18 protein-coding genes are annotated in these 20,562 nt (G+C 71.9%); 16 read left to right on the top strand and 2 right to left on the bottom strand.

The features are described 5' to 3' along the window. Window positions 1-74: 74 nt before the first annotated feature. The 9 genes from CWOE_RS22100 (at window position 75) to lpdA (ending at window position 10,336) form a co-directional block, all read left to right on the top strand. A complete protein-coding gene (locus tag CWOE_RS22100; RefSeq protein ID WP_012935869.1) occupies window positions 75-1,148 on the top strand; it encodes a Glu/Leu/Phe/Val dehydrogenase dimerization domain-containing protein in 1,074 nt (357 codons plus the stop codon). Then, window positions 1,148-2,161: a thiamine pyrophosphate-dependent dehydrogenase E1 component subunit alpha gene (locus CWOE_RS22095; RefSeq protein WP_012935868.1), complete on the top strand. Its 1,014-nt coding sequence runs from the start codon at window positions 1,148-1,150 to the stop codon at window positions 2,159-2,161. The genes CWOE_RS22100 and CWOE_RS22095 overlap by 1 nt, the downstream gene beginning before the upstream one ends. Continuing rightward, window positions 2,158-3,120 (top strand): alpha-ketoacid dehydrogenase subunit beta, encoded by a 963-nt coding sequence (locus CWOE_RS22090; protein WP_012935867.1) that lies wholly within the window; start codon window positions 2,158-2,160, stop codon window positions 3,118-3,120. Before CWOE_RS22095 ends, CWOE_RS22090 begins: the two co-directional genes overlap by 4 nt. After that, window positions 3,101-4,348, top strand: a complete 1,248-nt coding sequence (locus tag CWOE_RS22085) for a dihydrolipoamide acetyltransferase family protein (protein ID WP_049793368.1) — start codon at window positions 3,101-3,103, stop codon at window positions 4,346-4,348. The genes CWOE_RS22090 and CWOE_RS22085 overlap by 20 nt, the downstream gene beginning before the upstream one ends. A 147-nt stretch (window positions 4,349-4,495) precedes the next feature. Then, complete coding sequence (locus CWOE_RS22080) at window positions 4,496-5,680, top strand: acyl-CoA dehydrogenase family protein (protein ID WP_012935865.1); 1,185 nt, start codon at window positions 4,496-4,498, stop codon at window positions 5,678-5,680. An 88-nt stretch (window positions 5,681-5,768) separates the two neighbouring features. Beyond that, window positions 5,769-6,761 (top strand): thiamine pyrophosphate-dependent enzyme, encoded by a 993-nt coding sequence (locus CWOE_RS22075; protein ID WP_012935864.1) that lies wholly within the window; start codon window positions 5,769-5,771, stop codon window positions 6,759-6,761. After that, window positions 6,754-7,731, top strand: a complete 978-nt coding sequence (locus CWOE_RS22070) for an alpha-ketoacid dehydrogenase subunit beta (protein WP_012935863.1) — start codon at window positions 6,754-6,756, stop codon at window positions 7,729-7,731. Before CWOE_RS22075 ends, CWOE_RS22070 begins: the two co-directional genes overlap by 8 nt. Further along, window positions 7,728-8,936, top strand: coding sequence for a dihydrolipoamide acetyltransferase family protein (locus CWOE_RS22065; RefSeq protein WP_012935862.1), 1,209 nt, complete (start codon window positions 7,728-7,730; stop codon window positions 8,934-8,936). Before CWOE_RS22070 ends, CWOE_RS22065 begins: the two co-directional genes overlap by 4 nt. Further along, complete coding sequence (gene lpdA, locus CWOE_RS22060) at window positions 8,936-10,336, top strand: dihydrolipoyl dehydrogenase (protein ID WP_012935861.1); 1,401 nt, start codon at window positions 8,936-8,938, stop codon at window positions 10,334-10,336. The genes CWOE_RS22065 and lpdA overlap by 1 nt, the downstream gene beginning before the upstream one ends. Here lpdA and CWOE_RS22055 read toward each other — a convergent pair. After that, window positions 10,263-11,462, bottom strand: coding sequence for a PucR family transcriptional regulator (locus CWOE_RS22055; protein ID WP_148261112.1), 1,200 nt, complete (start codon window positions 11,460-11,462; stop codon window positions 10,263-10,265). The two genes, lpdA and CWOE_RS22055, sit on opposite strands and share 74 nt — an antisense overlap. Window positions 11,463-11,547: 85 nt before the next feature. Further along, a complete protein-coding gene (locus tag CWOE_RS22050; RefSeq protein ID WP_012935859.1) occupies window positions 11,548-12,126 on the bottom strand; it encodes a class I SAM-dependent methyltransferase in 579 nt (192 codons plus the stop codon). A 189-nt stretch (window positions 12,127-12,315) separates the two neighbouring features. Here CWOE_RS22050 and CWOE_RS22045 point away from each other — a divergent pair, with 189 nt between their 5' ends. Genes CWOE_RS22045 through CWOE_RS22015 form a run of 7 tightly spaced genes read left to right on the top strand, consistent with a single transcriptional unit; the run spans window position 12,316 to window position 20,561 of the window. After that, entirely contained in the window at window positions 12,316-13,512 is a 1,197-nt protein-coding gene (locus CWOE_RS22045; RefSeq protein ID WP_012935858.1) for a cobalamin-independent methionine synthase II family protein, read from the top strand. Window positions 13,513-13,516: 4 nt separating this feature from the next. Beyond that, on the top strand, window positions 13,517-14,281 hold the full coding sequence (locus CWOE_RS22040; RefSeq protein WP_012935857.1) for an SDR family NAD(P)-dependent oxidoreductase: 765 nt from the start codon (window positions 13,517-13,519) through the stop codon (window positions 14,279-14,281). Beyond that, on the top strand, window positions 14,278-15,243 hold the full coding sequence (locus CWOE_RS22035; protein ID WP_012935856.1) for a BKACE family enzyme: 966 nt from the start codon (window positions 14,278-14,280) through the stop codon (window positions 15,241-15,243). Before CWOE_RS22040 ends, CWOE_RS22035 begins: the two co-directional genes overlap by 4 nt. After that, window positions 15,240-15,998: a Nif3-like dinuclear metal center hexameric protein gene (locus tag CWOE_RS22030; RefSeq protein WP_012935855.1), complete on the top strand. Its 759-nt coding sequence runs from the start codon at window positions 15,240-15,242 to the stop codon at window positions 15,996-15,998. Before CWOE_RS22035 ends, CWOE_RS22030 begins: the two co-directional genes overlap by 4 nt. Next, complete coding sequence (locus tag CWOE_RS22025) at window positions 15,998-18,052, top strand: hydantoinase/oxoprolinase family protein (RefSeq protein WP_012935854.1); 2,055 nt, start codon at window positions 15,998-16,000, stop codon at window positions 18,050-18,052. The genes CWOE_RS22030 and CWOE_RS22025 overlap by 1 nt, the downstream gene beginning before the upstream one ends. Continuing rightward, complete coding sequence (locus CWOE_RS22020) at window positions 18,049-19,821, top strand: hydantoinase B/oxoprolinase family protein (protein WP_012935853.1); 1,773 nt, start codon at window positions 18,049-18,051, stop codon at window positions 19,819-19,821. Before CWOE_RS22025 ends, CWOE_RS22020 begins: the two co-directional genes overlap by 4 nt. Beyond that, window positions 19,818-20,561 (top strand): SDR family NAD(P)-dependent oxidoreductase, encoded by a 744-nt coding sequence (locus CWOE_RS22015; RefSeq protein ID WP_012935852.1) that lies wholly within the window; start codon window positions 19,818-19,820, stop codon window positions 20,559-20,561. The genes CWOE_RS22020 and CWOE_RS22015 overlap by 4 nt, the downstream gene beginning before the upstream one ends. Window position 20,562: the final 1 nt, after the last annotated feature.

Below are 20,562 nucleotides of genomic sequence, written 5' to 3'. Positions count from 1 at the left end.
GCGTCGCGTCGCGGGCCCGCAATACGCGACATCGCTCGGTCCCGAACCGGTGTGCGCGCCCGTAGCCTCGACGCATGCCTACCGCGAGCACTGCCGCGCTGGAGCGCGAGTTCGACCACGAGTGCGTGAACATCTTCCATGACCCGCGCACGGGCGCGACGGGCGTGGTCGCGATCCATTCCACAGCGCTTGGGCCGGCGATGGGCGGCCTGCGCCTGCACCGCTACGGCGGGCTCGACGAAGCGGTCGCCGACGCCCTGCGCCTTGCCCGAGCGATGACCCTGAAGAACGCCGCGGCCGGGTTGGACCTCGGCGGCGGCAAGGCCGTGCTGCTCGACGACGGTGCCTGGACGTCCAGCCGCGGGGAGCGCCTGGAGGCCGTCGGCCGGGCGGTCGACGGCCTCGGCGGGCGGTACGTGACCGCGGAGGACGTCGGCACCTCGCCCAGCGACATGGACGTGATCGCCACCCAGACGCAGTGGGTCGTCGGCCGCTCGACGGAGAACGGCGGTCGGGGCGACCCGTCGCTCAGCACGGCACGCACCGTCTTCGGCGCGATCGAGGCGGCCGCGGAGATCCACCTCGCGCGGTCGCTGGAGGGCGTGCACGTCGGAGTGCTCGGGGTCGGCCACGTCGGCTCGCACCTCGTCACCTTGCTCCGAGCGGCCGGCGCACGCGTGAGCGTCGCCGACGTGAACGAGGGGCGGGCACGGTCCGTCGCCGAGGCGACCGGCTCGACGCCCGTCGCGGTGGCGGGGTTCACGTCCCGGGAGTTCGACGTCTTCGCACCGTGCGCGATGGGGGAGGTCCTCGGTCCGGCCGAGGTGGCGCAGGTGCGCTGCCGGGTCGTCGCCGGCGCGGCCAACAACCCCTTGACCGACGACGGACTGGCCGCCGACCTGGCGGAGCGCGGGATCCTCTACGTCCCCGACTTCATCGCGAACTGCGGCGGGATCGTGCATGTCGCCGGCGAGTTCGCCTGTCTCGACGACGACGAGGTCGACCGCCGTATCGCCGGTTGCCTGACGCGCTCGCGGGAGCTGCTGGCGACGGCGCGAGAAGCCGGCCGGTCGCCGCTCGACATCGCCCGCGAGCTTGCCGCGGCGCGCCTGGCGGCAGCCCAGGCATCACCAGCGATGGCGTCGTGATGCTGCACGAGGAGGACCGCATCGCGCTGCTGCGTCACATGGTGCTGATGCGGACGATCGAGGAGCAGGGGATCAGCCTGTACAAGAAGGGCAAGATCCCGGGTTCGTTCTACGACGGGCGCGGGCAGGAGGCCATCTCGGTCGGTGCGACGTTCGCGCTGTCGCCCCAGGACCCGGTCTGCTCGCCGTTGATCCGCGACCTGGGCGCCCACCTCGTCCGCGGCGTCGATCTCGCCGACCTGTTCCGCCACTACATGGGCCGGGAGAACCCGATCAGCAAGGGCCGCGAGGGCAACATCCACTTCGGCGACCGCCGCCTGGGCGTGGTCGGCCCCGTGTCGATGCTCCCGGACATGATGGTCGTGGCGACCGGGCTCGCGATGGCCTTCCAGATGCGCGACGAGCGACGCTGCTCGCTCTCGTTCTTCGGCGACGGTGCCACGTCGCGCGGCGACTGGCACGAGGCGATGAACTGGGCCGCGGTCGAGCGGCTGCCCGTCGTCTTCATGCTCGAGGACAACCAGCTCGCGTACTCGACGTCGCAGGAGCGCCAGTTCGCCGTGCACCCCGTCGTGCGGGCCGAGGCCTACGGCGTCCATGCCGTGGCGATCGACGGCAACGACGTCGAGGCGGTGTTCGCCGCGACCCACGAGGCGCGCGCCCGCGCACTCCGCGGGGACGGGCCGACGCTGATCAGCGCCACCACGATGCGCATGCACGGGCACGGCGCGCACGACGACGCGCGCTACGTCGATGCCGAGCTGCTCGCCGCATGGGGCGCCCGTGACCCGATCGCCGGCTACACGGCGAGGCTCGAAGCTGCCGGAGTCGCCGTCGCCGAAGTCCAGGCCGAGGTCGACGCGGCTGTCGCGGCCGCGATCGAGGCGGCGCTGGCGACCCCGATGGCCGATCCCGCGACGGCACTCGACGGCGTCTTCGCCACCGGGGAGGCCGCGCCGATCGGCACGGCCGCTCCCGCCGCCTGGTCCGGACATCGCGAGCTGGTCGCATGACGTCGACGTACCTGCAGGCGATCTCGTCCGGGTTGCGCGAGGAGATGCGGCGCGACGAGCGCGTCTTCGTCATGGGCGAGGACGTCGGCGCGTTCGGCGGCGCGTTCAAGGTGACGGACGGCCTGCTGGAGGAGTTCGGCAGCGCGCGCGTCCGCGACACGCCGCTCGCCGAGGCCGGCATCATCGGCACCGCGGTCGGCGCGGCGATCGCGGGCTTGCGACCGGTGTGCGAGATGCAGTTCGCGGACTTCGTCGCGTGCGGCTTCGATCAGCTCGTGAACGTCGCGGGGAAGATGCACTACCGGCTGGGCCTGGCGGTCCCGATGGTCATCCGCCTTCCCACCGGCGGAGGGTTCGCCGGCGGCCCGTTCCATTCGCAGAACCCGGAGGCGTGGTTCATGCACGCGCCGGGCCTGCGGGTCGTGGCCCCGAGCACGCCGACGGACGCGAAGGGCCTGCTCAGCAGCGCGATCCGGGACCCCAACCCGGTGATCTACCTCGAGCACAAGAACCTCTACCGGCGCATCAAGGAAGAGGTGCCGGCCGGGTCGTACGAGACGCCGATGACGGCGCGCGTGGTCCGCGAGGGAACGGACCTCACGATCATCGCGTACGGAGCGATGGTCCACGCCGCGACCGAGGCTGCGCAACAGCTGGACGCGGGCGCGGTCGAGATCCTCGACCTCCGCTCGCTCGTGCCGCTGGACGAGGAGGCCGTCCTGACGTCGGTCCGCAAGACCTCGAAGGTCTTGATCCTCGACGAGGCGAACGCCACGTGCGCCGCCGGCGCCCAGGTCGCCGCGCTCGTCGCCGAGCATGCCTTCGAGTCGTTGGACGGCCCGATCCGGCGCCTGGCGACACCCGACGTGCCGATTCCGTTCAGCCCGCCGCTGGAGCAGGCTGTGCTTCCCGGTCCGACCTCGATCCTGAAGGCCGCTCGTGACCTGCTCGACTACTGACGCCGCAAAGCTGGTCGACGTGCTGTTGCCGCAGATGGGGACGTCCGTCGTCGAAGGGACCGTCATCGGCTGGTCGAAGGCGATCGGCGACACGGTGGCCGTGGACGAGACGCTGTGCGAGATCTCCACCGACAAGGTCGACACCGAGTGCCCGTCGCCGGTGGCCGGGACGCTCGCGGAGATCCTCGTCCAGGACGGCGAGACCGTCGAGGTCGGCACCGCGATCGCACGGATCGCCGCCGAGGCCGGAGCGTCACCTGCGGCGCCGGCTGCTGCCCCGACGCCGGCCACTGCCCCGGCGCGGGCCGCGAACGGCGCGATCGACGGCTACGTCTCCCCGGTCGTGTCCCGGATGGCGCAGGAGCACCAGATCGACCTCGCCCAGATCACCGGAACCGGCCGCCGCGGTCGGATCACGAAACGCGATGTGGTCGCACACCTCGCCGCCGGTCCCGGCGAGCCCAAGGAGGAGCGACCGCTGCACAGCGAATCGCCCTACCGGCCGGACCCTCCCGTCGAGGCGCCCACCGCGCCGCGCCCGTCGCCGGCCCGCGCAACGACGGAGCCGCTGTCGCGGATGCGCCAGAGCATCGGCAGCGCGATGCTCCGCTCGCAGGAGGTCGCCGCGACCTGCCACACGGTCGTCGAGTGCGACATGTTCCACGTCGAACGCCGCCGGCGCGAGCTGGGCGTGACCGCGCTGCCGATCGTGGCCCGCGCCGTCGTCGAGACGTTGCGCGAGTTCCCCGAGCTCAACGCGACGCTGGAGGGCACCGCGATCACGCGCTACGAGGGGGTTCAGCTCGGGATCGCCGTCTCGCTCGGCGACGACGGGCTGATCGTGCCGGTGATCCGCGACGCTCAGGACCTGGCGCCCGAGGGGATCGCCCAGGCGATCAAGGAGATCGCACGCCGGGCTCGTGACAGACAGCTCGCCCCGGACGACGTCCGCGGTGCGAGCTTCACGATCACGAACCCCGGAGCGGCGGGAGCGGTGTTCGCGACGCCGATCATCAACGTGCCGCAGGTCGCGATCCTCGACCTCGAAGCGATCGTCCGGCGGCCCACGATCGTGACCGGCGCCGACGGCACCGAGTCGATCGCGATCCGGCCGATGGCGAACCTGATCCTCGGCTGGGACCACCGTGCGATCGACGGCATGTACGCGGCACGGTTCCTCACTGCGCTGCGCACGCGGCTCGAGGACCCGCACGGCCGTCCCGATTGAGTCGTCCGAGCGGCGGAGATCGCGACGCTCCGAGCGGCGGTTCGGTGTCCCCGGCACTCGATGTCCCCTGATTCCGGGAAATCCCCGGACGAGGCGTACCTACGATCGCGACGTCGCTTTATCTCAAGAGGAGACGTGGGCAGCGCGATGACGATCGAAACCAAGAACCTGACGACGGCCGCGGCGAGCGCGTGGGGGTGGCCGGCGACGCTCGGCGAGCGCCTCGAGAAGGCGTTCGGGTGGCGCGACCTCACCGAGTCGACGCTGGCGGCCGTCGCTGACGCCGGCGAGGAGACGCGGGTCAACCGCGCGCTCGTGAGGGCGATCGGCGAGCACGGCCTCCTGCGCGAGCTGTTCCCACCGCTGGATCCCGCGGACCGGCGCATCTCGGCGGTCACCCTGTGCCTGCTGAAGGAGAGCCTCGGGCAGCGCTCGACGGCCACCGAGGACGCGCTCGGACTGCAGGGCCTCGGCTTCAACCCGATCTACCGCTGGGGCTCCGAGGAGCAGGTCGACGAATGGTATGAGCCGGTGGTGAGCGGCGACGCCGTCGCGGCCTTCGCGATGACCGAGCCGGACGCCGGATCCGATGTCGCGGCGCTCGCGCTGGAAGCGCACCGGGACGGCGGCGACTACCTCCTCAGCGGCACGAAGGTGTGGATCTCGAACGCGCCCGACGCCGACGTCTACGTCGTCTTCGCACGCACCGGGAACGGCAACGCCCGCACGAGCCAGACCGCCTTCATCGTGCCTGGCGACGCGCCCGGCCTGACCGGCGAGCCGCTGGAGCTGATCGTCTCCCACCCCGTCGGACGCCTCGTGTTCGACAACGTGCGCGTGCCGAGCTCGGCGGTCGTCGGCGAGGTCGGGCAGGGCTGGGAGATCGGCATGAAGACGCTGGAGCAGTTCCGCATCAGCGTCGGCGCCTTCGGGCTCGCCGTCTCGCAGGCGGCGCTCGACGCGACGATCTCCTTCCTCAAGCGACGCGAGCAGTTCGGCGCCCCGCTCTCCACACGCCAGGCGCTCGCTCACAGAGTCGCCGAGCTGACGTCGCAGCTGACGGCCGCCCGGCTGCTGATCTACCACACGGCCGAGCGCTTCGACGCGGGCGAGCCCGACGGCCGTCTGTCGGCGATGGCGAAGCTGCGGGCGACCGAGACGGCGCAAGAGGTCGTCGACGCCTGCGTCCAGATGCACGGCGCCTGCGCCCTGGAGCAGGGGCATCTGCTCGGGCATCTGTATCGCGAGGTGCGGGCGCCGCGCATCTACGAGGGCGCCTCCGAGGTGCTGCGCGAGATCGCGGCGCGATCGCTGTTCGCGGCCGCGCCCTAACCGTCGTACGAGATCGGGATTTCTCCAGCTTTGCCCGATCGCACCCGGTGGGGAAGGCCCACCGGGTGCGATCTAGATTGACCGCGACATGGACTCCAGAGCCCTCATCGACGCGCTCCGCTGGATGCGCCTCGCACGCGCCGTCGACGAGCGCGCGATCAGCCTTCAGCGTCAGGGCCGGCTCGGCACCTTCTCGCCCGTGACGGGGCAGGAGGCGGCCGTCGTCGGCAGCGCCCTGGCGCTCGACCCGGCACGCGACTGGGTCGTTCCGCAGTACCGCGAGCTTCCGGCGATGCTGCGTCAGGGCTATCCGCTCGCGCACTTCTTCCTCTACCTCCAGGGGCATCCCCAGGGCTCGGCGATCCCCAGGGACGTCCGCGTGCTGCCGATGCAGATCGCGCTCGCGGCGCAGCTGCCGCACGCCGTCGGCATCGCGTGGGGCATGAGGCTGCAGGGCGAGAACGGCGTCGTCATGACCTACATCGGCGACGGCGCGAGCTCCGAGGGAGACTTCCACGAGACGTGCAACCTCGCGGGCGTGTTGCGTGCGCCGCTGGTGGTCGTGCTGCAGAACAACGGCTGGGCGATCTCGACCCCGCGCTCCCGGCAGACCGCCGCGGAGACGTTCGCCTCGCGCGCGGTCGGATACGGCTGCGCCGGCGTCGTGGTCGACGGCAACGACGTCGAGGCGACGCGGGAAGCCGCCGGCGAGGCCGTCGCTCGCGCACGCGACGGCGGCGGGCCGACGATCCTCGAGGCGGTCACCTACCGCACCGGCCCGCACACGACCGCCGACGATCCCACGCGCTACGTCGACCCGGAGGTGCTCGCGCAGTGGCGGGAGCGCGACCCGATCGAGCAGGCGCTCGCGACGTTGCGCGGGCGGCGCAGAGCGTGGAGCGACGAGCGCGACGCGGAGATGGTCGCCTCCATCACGGAGCAGATCGACGCAGCCTGGGCCACGGCCGAGGCGACGCCCCGTCCCACGAGCGACGCGATGTTCGACAACGTGTTCGTCAACGAGCCCGCGCGTGTGACACGGCAGCGGGAGCAAGCACGAGAGGCGGCGGCCGGTGTCTGAGCTGAACCTCGTCGAAGCGGTGCGGCTGACGCTCGCGCAGGAGCTCGCGCGCGACGAGCGCGTGGTCGTGCTCGGGCAGGACGTCGGCAGACTCGGCGGCGTCTTCCGCGCGACCGACGGCCTGCACGAGCGGTTCGGCGACGAGCGCGTCGTCGACACGCCGTTGGCCGAGGCGGTGATCGTCGGGTCGGCGATCGGGCTCGCGATCTCCGGCATGGTGCCCGTCGCCGAGATCCAGTTCATGGGCTTCCTGCACCAGGCCTTCCATCAGCTCGGACCGCAGCTGGGCCGCATGCGGTATCGCTCGGGCGGTCGTCTGGAGACGCCGGTCACGATCCGCGCGCCGTTCGGCGGCGGGATCCGCACGCCCGAACACCATGCCGACGCGCTCGAGGCGCAGCTCGCGAACTGCCCCGGCCTCAAGATCGTGATGCCGGCCGATCCGTACGAGGCGAAGGGCCTGCTGACGCAGGCGATCCGCGACCCCGACCCGGTGCTCTTCTGCGAGCCGCTGAGAGGCTACCGCCGCATGCGCATGGAGGTGCCGGAGGAGGAGTACACGCTGCCCTTCGGCCGCGCCCGCACGGTCCGCGAGGGCGGTGACGTGACGCTCGTCGCCTGGAGCAGCGGTGTCGCCGTCGCCGAGGAGGCGGCAGACCTGCTCGCGAAGGACGGCGTCGAGTCACTCGTGCTCGACCTGCGCACGCTGGTGCCGCTCGACGAGGACGCGTTGCGCGAGGCGGTCGCCGCGACCGGACGCTGCGTCGTCGTCTCGGAAGGGCCGTTCACCGCCGGCTTCGCGTCCGAGGTCGCCGCGACGGCGCAGCAGGAGGCCTTCTGGACGCTGGAGGCGCCAGTCGCACGGGTCACCGGGCACGACACGCCGTACCCGCTCGCCGGCCTGGAAGAGCGGTACATCCCGACGCCCGTGCGCGTCGCGGCAGCGGCCCGCGCGCTGCTGGGGGCATGAGCGTGGCCGAGATCGAGTTCAGACTGGCCGACATCGGCGAGGGCCTGACCGAGGCCGACGTCGTCGAGTGGCTGGTCCCCGTCGGGGAGCGCGTCGAGGAGCACCAGCCGGTCGTGACCGTCGAGACCGACAAGGCGCTCGTCGAACTGCCCGCGCCGGCGACCGGCGTCATCACCTGGCACGCGGTCGAGGCCGGCACGTCCGCCGCCGTCGGCGACGTGCTGTTCAAGATCGAAGCGGAGGGCGTCACGCACACGACGCACACGACGCCGCCGACGCCGGCTGCCGAGCAGGCGACGCCCGCCCCGCCTCGCGGCCGCGTCCTCGCGGCACCGGCGACCCGCAAGCTGGCGTACGAGCTGGGCATCGACCTGACGACCGTCCAGGGCTCCGGGCCCCACGGGCGGATCACCAAGCACGACGTGCGCGCCGCGCAGGAACCCGCCAGCGGCGCGCCCGGCGGCGGCGGCGCGACGGAGCCCGTCCGACCGCGCGCTCCGCGCGGCGAGGATCGCACCACGGTCCTCAGCGGCGTCAAGCGCTCGATGGCCCGCGCGATGACACGGGCGTGGAGAGTTCCCCACGTCAGCGAGTTCCGCGAGGTCGACGCTGCGCGGCTGCTCGCCGTGCAGAAGACGCTGCGCGCCGACGCGGAGCGGGCTGGCGTGCGCCTCGCGTTCGCGCCGATCTTCGCGATGGTCACCGTCGCGGCTCTGCGCGAGCACCCGATCATGAACGCCGTCTACGACGAGGGGACCGAGACGGTCACCGAGCGCGGCAGCGTCGACCTCGGCATCGCCGCGGCGACCCCGGACGGCCTCGTCGTGCCGGTGGTGCGCGCGGCCGAACAGCTCACGCTGCTGGAGCTGGCGCGCGAGATCGACGCGCTCGCGGAGGCCGCCCGCACGCGGCGCCTGACGCGCGAACAGACCGGACCGGGGTCCTTCACGCTCACCAACACCGGCGCGTACGGCGGCTGGCTCGGCGTGCCGATCGTGCGCGCGCCGGAGGTCGGCATCGCCGGCTTCGGCCGTACGCGCGAGTCGGCGGTCGTCGTGGACGGCGAGATCGTGGCGCGGCCCCTGCTGCCGCTGTCGGTGTCGGCCGACCACCGTGTCGTCGAGGGGGCGGAGCTGAGCGCGTTCATCTCGACGCTCGAACGCCTGATCGCGGAGCCGTCGCGACTGCTGCTGGGAGCTGTGTGATGGTCGTCGGGGAGCTGATCGAGGAGGTCGACCTGCTCGTCGTGGGCGGCGGCCCGGGCGGCTACACGGCGGCGCTGCACGCCGCGGCGCTCGGCCGGCGCGTGACGCTCGTCGAGGAGGGCGGGCCGGCCGCCCTCGGCGGCGCCTGCCTGCACGTCGGCTGCATCCCCAGCAAGGCGCTGATCGAGGTCGCGTCGCACGCCTGGCGCGGCCACGAGCTCGCGGAGCTGGGCGCCGCCAAGACGGCCGGCGGCTTCGACGGCGACCGCTTCCAGGTCGGCAAGGCGGCGCTGATCGCGCGGCTCGCCTCAGGCGTCGCGGGTCAGCTGGCGAACGCCGGCGTGCGCGTGGTCGAGGGTCGTGCCACGCTCACGGCGGCCGACCGCGTCTCGGTCCACTCCGGCGCCGACGGCGCGCTCGTCGCCCAGCTGCGCTTCCGCGACGCGATCCTCGCGACCGGATCGCGCCCGATCGAGCTGCCGGCTCTCCCGTACGACGGCGTGACGGTCCTCGACTCGGCCGGCGCCCTGGCGCTCGCCGACGTGCCGGAGGCGCTGGCCGTCGTCGGGGGCGGCTACATCGGGCTCGAGCTCGGCATCGCGTTCGCGAAGCTCGGCGCCCGCGTCTCGATCGTCGAGGCACGTGAGCGGCTGCTGCCGGAACTGCCGAAGGCGTTGCTGCGCCCACTGCTCAAGCGGCTCGCGGAGCTTGGCGTGGCGATCCACGTGAACGCGCTCGCCGTCGGCCACGCCGACGGCAGACTGCGCTGCGAGCAGGCGGACGGAGCGGCGCTCGTGGACGCCGACAAGGTGATCGTCGCCGTCGGGCGGCGGCCGAACGTCGACGGTCTCGGTCTGGGCGACGCCGGCCTGGCGGATCCCGCCGGCGCGCTGCTCGCGCCGGCGCCCGATCGCCGCATCGCCGAGCACGTCGCCGCGATCGGCGACATCGTTCCCGGGCCGGCTCTGGCGCACAAGGCGACCGCCGAGGCGCGCGTCGCGGCTGAGGCGCTGAGCGGACGTCGCGTCGCGTTCGACCCGGCGGCGATCCCGCTCGTGGTCTTCTCCGACCCGGAGATCGCCAGCGCCGGACAGACGGCGGCGCAGGCGCGTGACGCCGGCGTCGACGCGATCGAGGTCGTCATGCCGTTGGCCGCATCGGGCCGCGCCGCGACGATGGCCGCGACGCACGGCTTCGTGCAGCTCGTCGTCGATCCTCAGGCCGATGCGATCATCGGCGCCCACATCGTCGCGCCACATGCGTCGGAGCTGATCGCGGAGGCGGTCCTGGCGATCGAGCTGCGGGCCTCGCCAGAGGATCTTGCGCTCACGATCCACCCGCATCCGACGTTGAGCGAGCTGTTCGCCGAAGCAGCAGAGCGCACGCCAGCGACTTCATGAGCCCGTCGATGCTGCGGGCGTTCCAGCCCGTCAGCTCCCGCCAGCGCTCGAGCCGATACGTCGCGGTGTTGGGATGCAGGTAATGGGTGCGCGCCATCGCGGCGATCGAGAAGTCGGCCTCCGCGAAGCCGACCACGACCTCGAGCAGACCCGGATGCTTCTCGGCCACGCGCAGCCCGGGCTCCAGGATCGGGATCAGCCGGTCCTCCGATTGCAGCATCGCGGAGGCGAGCCATTCCTGCGCGAAGCTCGCGTCCTCGCCGCGGCGCGTCGCGACCGCCAGCGCCCGCTCGGCGTCGCCGACGGTGACGCGTGCGCCGGCGAAGCCTCTGCGAGCGAGCCCGACGCCGACCGCGCGGTCGGGCGCGAGGCGCTCCAGCACCGCACGTACCTCTGACACGGCGGCACGCTGCCAGAGGATCAGGAGGCGGCCGTGCTCGACGACGAGGCAGCGGCCGCCGCCGAGGACGCCGAGGGCTGCCTGAATGCGTTCGACCCGCCGCTGATCGAGTCCGTCCGCGACGGTGCACATCGCCTGAAAGTCCGCCTCGGGCTCGAACCCGAGCGCGCGCGCCGCGTCGAACAGCTCCTCGATCGGTTCGCCCGATTGGTTCAGCAGCTCGACGAATCGGCGTTGCGCCTTCACGTCGGCGTCGTGCTCCCCGGCGGTCGCGTCCTCATGGGCCTCCGCGACCGCCGCGCTGATCTCGCGCACCCACGCCCACGCCTCGCCCGCGGCGAACGGCAACGCGGCGACGGTCTCGGACCCGGGCTGCGTCTGCACCTCGGCGAACAGCTCTTCCCACAGCTCCTGGTAGCCGACGTGGTACGCCTGGATCAGCGCGTACAGCGGCAGCCCCTGGCGCGCGCGCCGGCGTCCCAGCTCGCGGGCGAACTCCAGCTCCGCCTCGCCGGGCGTTCTGTGCTCGGCGAGACCGGCGAGCATCATGTCCATGTGATGGCGGACCGCCTCGCGGTGGTCCGTGGTGGAGATCAGCGCCTGCTCGTAGGGTCTGATCTCGTCCTCGATCCGCGCCACGATGCGCGCGGAGAGGGAGTTGGAACGCGCCCGCACCGCTCTGCAGCCGGTGACGATCGGGCGCCAGTTGGTCGTCTGGGCGCTCACACCGACGAGCATGGACGGTCACGCGCCGCGTGACCATCCACCGAACGACGGATAGGTGCGGTTTACTGCAGCTGCACGCGTGCGTTCAGGCGGCGTACGCGCGCCACATGAAGCGGTCGCCCGCGTCCACCTCGACGTCCTGGAACCCGGCCGCCTCCAGGCGCGGCTTGAGCGTCGCCGGATCGATGCAATTCATGACGTCGTTGAGGTGGATCGCCTTGAAGGCCCAGTGGTTGCCGGGGCTGTCGGAGCCGGTGAAGATCCCTCCGGGTCGCAGCACGCGGCGCGCCTCGGCGAACAGTCTGTCCTGCAGCGGGTCGGTCGGGATGTGGTGGAGCATCGTGAAGCACACGACCGCGCTGTAGCGTTGGTCTTCGAACGGCATCGCCGTCGCGTCGCCGCGGACGACGGTCGTGTTCGCCTCACCCGAGAGGCGGTTGGCGAGTCTGCGATGCAGACGCTCGTCGAACTCCAGCGCCGTGAGGCGATCGACGCGCTTGCGCAGCATGTCGGTCGTGACGCCGGGGCCGGGACCGAGCTCGAGCACGTCATCGCCGAGGGTGACGTCGTGCTCGTCGAGCACCTCGGGCACGATCGTCTCGTGAACGAGGCGGTACCAGTAGGCGCTGGAGCAGAACCAGCGATGGAAGTGATTCATGTTCATGGCAGCACCCGGAAGTTCGGAGTGAGCAGGGCGCGGCGATGGTACGCAGGCGGCGTCGCGGTTGGCAAGAGATCGACCCGATCCAGAGACAAGATCATGCGATCACCGGATCAGGCCCGCCTTCAGTTCGTCGAATTCACGAACGATCGAGATCTAAGCTCGCTTCGACTCGTGACGAAAGAGGAGTGAATGAAAGCCAGCGATGACCGCATCTTGACGACGCACGTCGGCAGCCTTCCACGGAGTCCCGAGCTGCTGCGGATGCTCGAGGAGATCGAACGCGACGGCGACGTCAACCGGGATGCGTTCGAGAGCAAGGTGGTCGCCGACCTCGAACAGGTCGTGCGCAACCAGCTCGACGTGGGCATCGACGTCGGCGGCGACGGCGAGCTGCCGCGCATCGGCTTCTCCTCTTACGTGAAGGATCGCGTGGCGGGCTTCGGAGGCGTGTCGACCCGCGGCGGGATGACCGACTACGAGAAGTTCCCGAGATGGGCCGAGATGATGGTCGGCGACTCGGCGGTCGGCGGCGAGCAGCCTTCTGAGAGCAGCACCACGTACGCGCTGCCGATGGCGCAGGAGAAGATCCGCTACGACCCGGATCGCGCAGCCGCGAAGGAGGAGCTGGCGTGGTTCGCCGGCGCGCTCGACGCCGCTCCCGCGAGATTCGCGGAGACGTTCGTCACCGCGGCATCGCCGGGGATCATCTCCACGACGCTGCTGCGCTCGGAGGACAACGCCGCCTACGCGAACGATCGCGAGTACCTCGCGGACATCTGCGCCGAGATGAGAGCCGAGTACGAGCTGATCGTCGAGCGCGGCCACGTGCTGCAGATCGATGCGCCCGATCTCGCGTTCGAGCGGCAGATCATGTTCCGGGACCGTCCGCTGAGCGAGTTCCTGGAGCGCGTGAGACTGCACGTCGAAGTCCTCAACGAGGCGATCTCGAACATCCCGCGCGACCGCGTCCGCATGCACGTCTGCTGGGGCAACTGGAACGGCCCCCACATCGACGACGTCGAGCTCGAGCCGCTGCTGCCGTACCTCTACGAGGCGCAGGTCGCCGGCATCTCGATGGCTGGTGCCAACCCGCTCCACGCGCACGACTTCAAGCTGTTCGCGTCGTACCCGCTGCCCGAGCACATGGTGTTGCTGCCCGGGGTGATCGACGTCACGCACAACTACCTCGAGCATCCCGAGGTCGTCGCCGATCGCATCTGCGCCTACGCCGACGTCGTCGGCGACCCGAGTCGCATCATCGCCTCCACCGACTGCGGCTTCGGCACCTTCGCCGGCCTGCAGCTGGTCGCCGAGGACGTCACCTGGAAGAAGCTGGAGCGACTCGCCGAGGGCGCCCAGATCGCCTCCGAGCGCCTCGGGAAGTGAACCCGTGAGCACCGAGGGCTCTCAAGCAGGCGTCCGCGCGGGCCGCCTCGACGGCCGCGTCGTGATCGTCACCGGCGCGGCCGGGGGATTCGGCGTCCCGCTCTGCGACATGCTCGAGCGCGAGGGCGCGACGGTCGTGGGCGTCGACCGCGAGGGCGACGGCGTGCTGCACGCCGACGTCGGGAGCGAGGCCGGCAACCGCTCGATGGTCGAGACGGCGCTCGAGCGCCACGGCCGCCTCGACGGGCTTGTGCTGAACGCCGGCGTGCAGTACCTCGCGCCGATCGACGAGCATGACGAGGCGCAGTGGGACCGGCTCCACGACGTGATGGTGAAGGGTCCGTTCCTGGCGATCCGTGCCGCGTGGCCGGCGCTGACGCGCGCCCCGGGCGGTCGTGTCGTCGTCACCGCCTCGGGGTCGAGCTTTCTCGGCGAGGCGTACAAGGCCGCGTACGTCGCCGCCAAGCACGGTGTGCTCGGCCTCATGAAGGTCGCTGCGTTGGAAGGCGCCCCGCTCGGCCTGACGGCCAACGCCGTCGCGCCCGCGTGGATGCGGACACCGATGGTCGAGCGCCAGCTCGAGGATCAGATGCGTCTGCACGGCAAGACGCGCGAGGAGGTCGTCATGGGGATGGTCGAGCGCCACCCGGTGGATCGTTTCGTCGAGCCGGAGGAGGTCGCGCACGCGGTCGCCTTCCTGCTCGGTCCGGAGGCGTCGGGCATCAACGGCGTGTGCCTGCCGGTCGATCTCGGGACGCTCGTCGGATGAGGGCAGCCTGGGACAGCTACCGATGGCTGCAGGAAGCGCGCGACGGCTTCGGCCCGCTGATCGTCACCTGCGCCGTCAACGGCGGCGTCCAGGGCAAGGAAGCGCACGAGCGCCTGCCCGAGACGCCCGAGGAGATCGCCGCACAGGCAGGGGAGGCCTACGACGCCGGGGCCGCGATCGTGCACATCCACGCGCGCGACCCGCAGGACTGGGGAAGCGTCAGCAGCGACCCGGAGACCTACCGCGAGATCAACGCGCGCGTGCGTGAGCGCTGCCCGGACATCATCGTCAACAACACGACGGGCGGCGGGCCGGCGACGACGATGGAAGCGCGTTTCGCCTGCCTGGAGGTCGCGCCCGAGATGGCTTCGCTCAACCTCGGGCCGGACATGTCGCGCTTCCCGATCCGCGAGCGGCCGGCGCCCCTCCCGTCGCCGCACCCGGCGTCCGTGTTCGACGGCTGCATCCCCTTCACGTACGGAATCATCGAGGAGCTTGCGCGACGCATGCAGCGGCTCGGCGTGCGGCCGGAGATGGAGCTCTACCACGGCGGCCAGTACTGGGTCGTGCGCTCGCTGATCGAAGCCGGCCTGATCGAGCCGCCCTACGTCCATCAGTTCGTGATGGGCTATCAGACGTCCGCGTTCGCGACGCCGGAGAACGTTCTGGCGCTCGTCCGCGAGCTGCCGCTGGACGCAGTCTTCTTCGTCTGCGGGCTCGGGCACAGCCAGCTGCCGCTCACGACGCTGTCGGCGCTCGCGGGCGGCCACGTGCGGGTCGGCCTGGAGGACAACCTCTACTACGCGCGCGGGCGTCGCTTTCGCGGAAACGGCGAGGCGATCGAGCGAGCGGTGCGGATCGGGCGCGAGCTGAACCGCGAGATCGCCACGCCGGCGCAGGCGCGCGAGCTGCTCGGCCTGTCGGCCCAGCCGCGCGCCTTCGAGCGGAGCGCGGTCGCGTGACCGCGCTCGCCGAGATCATGACCTGGCTGGACGACCTGCTGGAGCCGGGCGCGTTCAAGGACTTCGGGCCGAACGGCCTCCAGGTCCCCGGGCGCGAACAGGTCGTCACGGTCGTGACGGGCGTCTCCGCCCACGTCGAGCTGCTGGAGCGCGCGATCGCCGAGGACGCCGATCTGCTGCTCGTGCACCACGGGCTGATCTGGGACTTCCAGTCGCGCCGCCTGCACCGCCGACAGGCGCGCCGACTGCGGCTGGCGCTGGAGGCCGAGCTGAACCTCGTCATGTACCACCTGCCGCTCGACGCGCATCCCGAGGTCGGCAACAACGCGCTGCTGGCGGGAGCCCTCGGCGCCGACGCGCACGAGGCGTGGGGGCGCTCGCGCGGGCGTCCGCTCGGGCGCATGGCGACGTTCGCCGAGCCGGTGCCGATCGCGGAGCTGCTGGCGCGGGTCACGCGTGTCACCGACCGCGAGCCGCTCGCGTTCACGGACGGTCCGGCCGCGGTGCGGCGCCTGGCGATCATGTCCGGCGGCTCGGCGACCGAGTTCAGCTCCGCGATCGAGGCCGGTGCCGACGCGTTCCTCACCGGCGAGCCGGCCGAGCACGTGATGGCGGACGCCGCAGAGGCCGGCGTCCACTTCATCGCCGCCGGACACCATGCGACCGAGCGCTTCGGCGCGCGACGCGTCGGCGAGCTGCTCGCGGAGCGCTTCGGCGTCCGGCACACGTTCATCGACGTCCCCAATCCGGTCTGATGCGGCTCGGCTGCGACACCGGTGGCACGTTCACCGACCTCGTCGTCGACACCGGCGAGGAGCTGCGCCTGTTCAAGGCGGCGACGACGCCTGAGGACCCGGTCCGCGGCGTGTTCGACGTGCTGACGGTCGCGGCGCGCGCCGATGGGCGCTCGCTGGAGGACTTCCTCCGCGATGCGGATGACTTCGTGCACGGCACGACGCGCGCGATCAACGCCGTCGTGACCGGTTCGACGGCGCGCACCGCGCTGCTCGCCACGGCCGGCCATCGCGACATGCTCGTCTTCCGCGAGGGCGGACGGGCCGATGCGTTCGACCACACCCGTCCCTATCCGGCTCCGCTCGTGCCACGCTCGCTCACGTTCGAGGTGCGCGAGCGGATCGGTGCCGACGGACACGTGCTGGAGCCACTCGACGAAGCGGCGCTCTCGGCGACGCTGCGTGAGCTGGCCGAGCACGACGTGGAAGCGATCGCGGTGGCGCTGCTGTGGTCGATCGTCGAGCCGCGGCACGAGCTGCGTGTCGGCGATCTGATCGCCGAGCACCTGCCAGGCGTGCCGTACACGCTGTCGCATCAGATCAATCCGACGCTGCGCGAGTACCGGCGCGCGTCCTCGACGTGCATCGATGCGTCGCTCAAGCCGCTGATGACGGCCTACTTCTCGTCGCTCACGGGCCGGCTGCGCGAGGCGGGCTTCGGCGGACGGGTGCTCGTCGCGACGTCCCAGGGCGGCATGCTCGACGCCGGCGAGGTCGCGGCCAGACCGATCCACTCGCTCAACTCCGGACCCGCGATGGCGCCGGTGGCGGGCCGCCACTTCGCGGCTGCGGCACGAGAGGAGAGCGCGATCGTGATGGACACCGGCGGCACGACGTGCGACGTCAGCGTCGTGCGGCGAGGGCGCATCCCGTGGACGCGCGAGACGTGGATCGGGCCGCCACGCGAGGGCCACATCACCGGCTTCCCCTCGGTCGGCGTCACGAGCGTCGGGGCTGGCGGAGGCAGCATCGCCTGGGTCGACGAGGGCGGTCTCCTGCGCGTCGGCCCGCTGAGCGCCGGCTCGGTCCCGGGCCCTGCCTGCTACGGGCGCGGCGGGAGCCGACCGACGCTCACGGACGCATGTCTCGTCCTCGGCTACCTGAACCCGAGCGCGTTCCTCGGCGGCACGATGACGCTCGACACGGAGGCCGCGCGCACCGCCGTCGAGGAGCTCGCCGCGCCGCTCGGCGTGGACGTGCAGGAGGCGGCGGCCGCGGTGCTGACGATCGCCACGTCGAACATGCTGCACGCGATCGAGGACGTGACCGTCGCGCAGGGCATCGACCCCGCGGAGACGGTGCTCGTCGCAGGCGGCGGCGCGGCCGGGTTCAACGCGGTCGAGATCGCCCGCCGGCTGGCTTGCCGGCGCTTGATCGTGCCTGAGGTGGGTGCGGCGCTGAGCGCCGCCGGCGCGCTGCTGTCGGACCTCTCGACCGACTTCTCCACGACGCTCTTCGCCGCCACCGAAGCATTCGACGCGGGCGCTGTGAACGCCGCGCTGGCGGAGCTGACGGTGCGCTGCCGCGACTTCCTCGCGACAGCGGGCGACGGCGCGGGAGAGATCGAGTACCGCGCTGAGGGCCGATACCCGCACCAGGTGTGGGAGATCGACGTCCCGGTGCGCAGCGGGACGTTCGCCGACGACGCCGCCGTCGAGCAGCTCGCCTCCGACTTCCACGGCGTGCACCGCAACCTGTTCGGGATCGCCGACGAGGGATCGTCGGTCGAGTTGGTCTCGTGGCGCGCGAGCGCGCGCGTCACAGTCCACGACGGCGCGACGCGCCCGGTCGCCCGGCCGAACGGTCCCGGCGCCGCGGACGAGGCCCGGCGCGCGTACTTCCCCGGTGCCGGCTGGCAGGCGGCGCGCGCCGTGCACGCCGGGCGAATCGCTCCCGGCGAGCAGGTCGCCGGACCGGCGCTGATCGAGTCTCCGCTCACGACGATCGTGATGGACGGCGACGCCGTCGCCGAGCGCGGCGCCGACGGGACGCTCTCGATCCGGCTCACGAGATGACGACGAAGACCACACACGACGACGCGGTCGCGATCGCGCTCGCCTCCAACCGCCTCGGCGCGATCGTGCGGCGGATGACGAACACGCTCTTCCGATCGGGCCGCTCCGGGGTGCTGAACACCGCACGCGACTTCTCGTGCTGCATCGTCTCCGCTCGCCACGAGCTGCTGATGGCCGCCGACAGCCTGCCGATCCACGTCATGAGCGGACCGGAGCTGATCGGCGCCAAGCTCGTCGAGCAGCACCCGCTCCTGACGCAGGGCGACGCGTTCCTGCACAACTCCCCCTACGACGGCAACTCCCACGCGGCGGACCACTGCCTCGTCGTGCCGGTCGTCGACGGCGACGACGTCCACCGCTTCACGGCGATCGTCAAGGCGCATCAGGCCGACTGCGGCAACTCGCAGCCCACGACGTACATGAGCGACGCCGTCGACGTGTACCACGAGGGCGCGCTGCTGTTCCCGATGGTGCAGGTTCAGCGCGGATACGACGACATCGCCGACATCGTGCGCATGTGCGAGCAGCGCATTCGCGTGCCCGCGCAGTGGCGCGGGGACTACCTCGCGATGGTCGGCGCCGCACGCATCGGCGAGCGCGAGCTGCTGGCGCTTGGGGAGGAGGTCGGCTGGGAGCAGCTCGAGCGCCATCTCGACGGCTGGCTCGACTACAGCGAGCGGCGCATGGTCGCCGCGCTCGAGCGGATCCCGTCGGGCAGCTCCAGCGCCGAGAGCGTGCACGACCCGGTTCCCGCCGCGCCCGACGGCATCCCGATCCGCGCGACGGTCACCGTGCACGGCGGCGAGGGACGCATCGAGGTCGACCTGCGCGACAACCCGGACTGCCTGCCGAACGGGCTCAACCTGAGCGAGTCGTGCGCACGCACCGCGGCCTACATCGGCGTCTTCAACAGCATCGACCACAGCGTCCCGCACAACGCGGGCAGCTTCCGCCGCATCGACGTGCGCCTGCGCCGCAACTGCATCGCCGGGATTCCCGAGCACCCGACGAGCACCTCCGTCGCGACCACGAACATCGCCGATCACGTCATCAACAGCGTCCAGCGCGCGCTTGCAGAGCACCAGGACGGGATCGGGATGGCGGAGTTCGGCTCGGTCGTCGCGCCGTCTGCGGCCGTCATCTCCGGACGCGACGAACGCCACGGCGACAAGCCGTTCGTCAACCAGGTCTTCCTGATGCTGACGGCCGGCGCGGCCGGTCCGGTCGCCGACGGCTGGCTGACGGCAGCGCATGCGGGCAACGGCGGGATGCTGTTCTACGACAGCGTCGAGGTCGACGAGCGCAGCTATCCGCTGGTCGTCCGCGAGCGCTCGATCGTCCCCGACAGCGAAGGTGCCGGCACGTTCCGCGGCGCGCCGAGCGCACGCGTCGAGTACGGGCCGGTGCCCGGCGGCAGGCTGCGCGTCATGTACTACGCCGATGGCACCGTCAACCCGGCCCGCGGCGCTCGCGGCGGCGGTGACGGCGGTCCCTCGCGCCAGTGGCGCCGCGCCGCGGACGGTGAGCTGAGCGTGCTGGAGCCGTTCGCCGACGTGCTGCTGGCGCCCGGTGAGACGGTCGTCTGCTGCACGACTGGCGGCGGCGGCTACGGCCGCCCGGGCGACCGGGCCGTCGACGCGGTCCTCGCCGACGTGCGCGAGGGCTGGGTCAGCGCCGAGCGTGCGGCCTCGACCTACGGCGTCGTCGTGGACCCATCCGGGCACCTCGACGCCACGGCAACGGAATCCCTGCGGAAGGACGACGCGTGAAGGTCTCCCTGGACGGCAAGGTCGCGCTGGTCACCGGCGCCAGCTCCGGCATCGGCGCGGAGATCGCGCGCACGTTCGCCGAGGCGGGCGCCGACGTCGCGCTCGTCGCGCGCGACCCGGCCCGGCTCGACGCGACCAACGCGGCGGTGACCGCCGCCGGCCGCCGAGCCGAGGTCGTGAGCGCGGACCTGACCGACGACGCCGCGCCGCCGGCCGTCGTGAGCGCCGTCGTCGAGCGCTTCGGACAGCTCGACGTCCTCGTCAACGCGGCTGGCGTGTTCGAGATGGCGCCGCTGCAGGAGAGCCTGAGCGGGTTCGACCGCCAGTGGCAGCTCAACGTTCGCGCGCCGCTGCATCTCACGGCGGCGGCGATCCCGCACCTGCGCGAGCGGCGCGGCTCGGTGCTGTTCTTCAGCTCGATCGGAGGGCGGGTGGGGTTCGCGTCGGGCGTCGGCTATTGCGCCTCCAAGGGGGCTGTCGAGCAGGTCGTGCGCGCGCTCGCATTGGAGGAGGCGCCGAACGGCGTGCGCGTCAACGCTATCGCTCCGGGCAACGTGCGCACCCGCATGAACGAGGATCTCGACCCCGAGTTCGAGCGGGCGATGAACGCGCTCACGCCGCTGGGACGCTTCGGGCGGGTCGACGAGATCGCGCCGATGGCGGCCTTCCTCGCGTCCGACCATGCGACCTACGTCACGGGTGCGAGCATCGGGCTCGACGGCGGCTGGACGGCGCAGTAGC

The sequence above is a fragment of the Conexibacter woesei DSM 14684 genome (genome assembly GCF_000025265.1).
Lineage (GTDB): Bacteria > Actinomycetota > Thermoleophilia > Solirubrobacterales > Solirubrobacteraceae > Conexibacter > Conexibacter woesei.
This window is presented reverse-complemented; position numbering and strand designations above follow the sequence as displayed.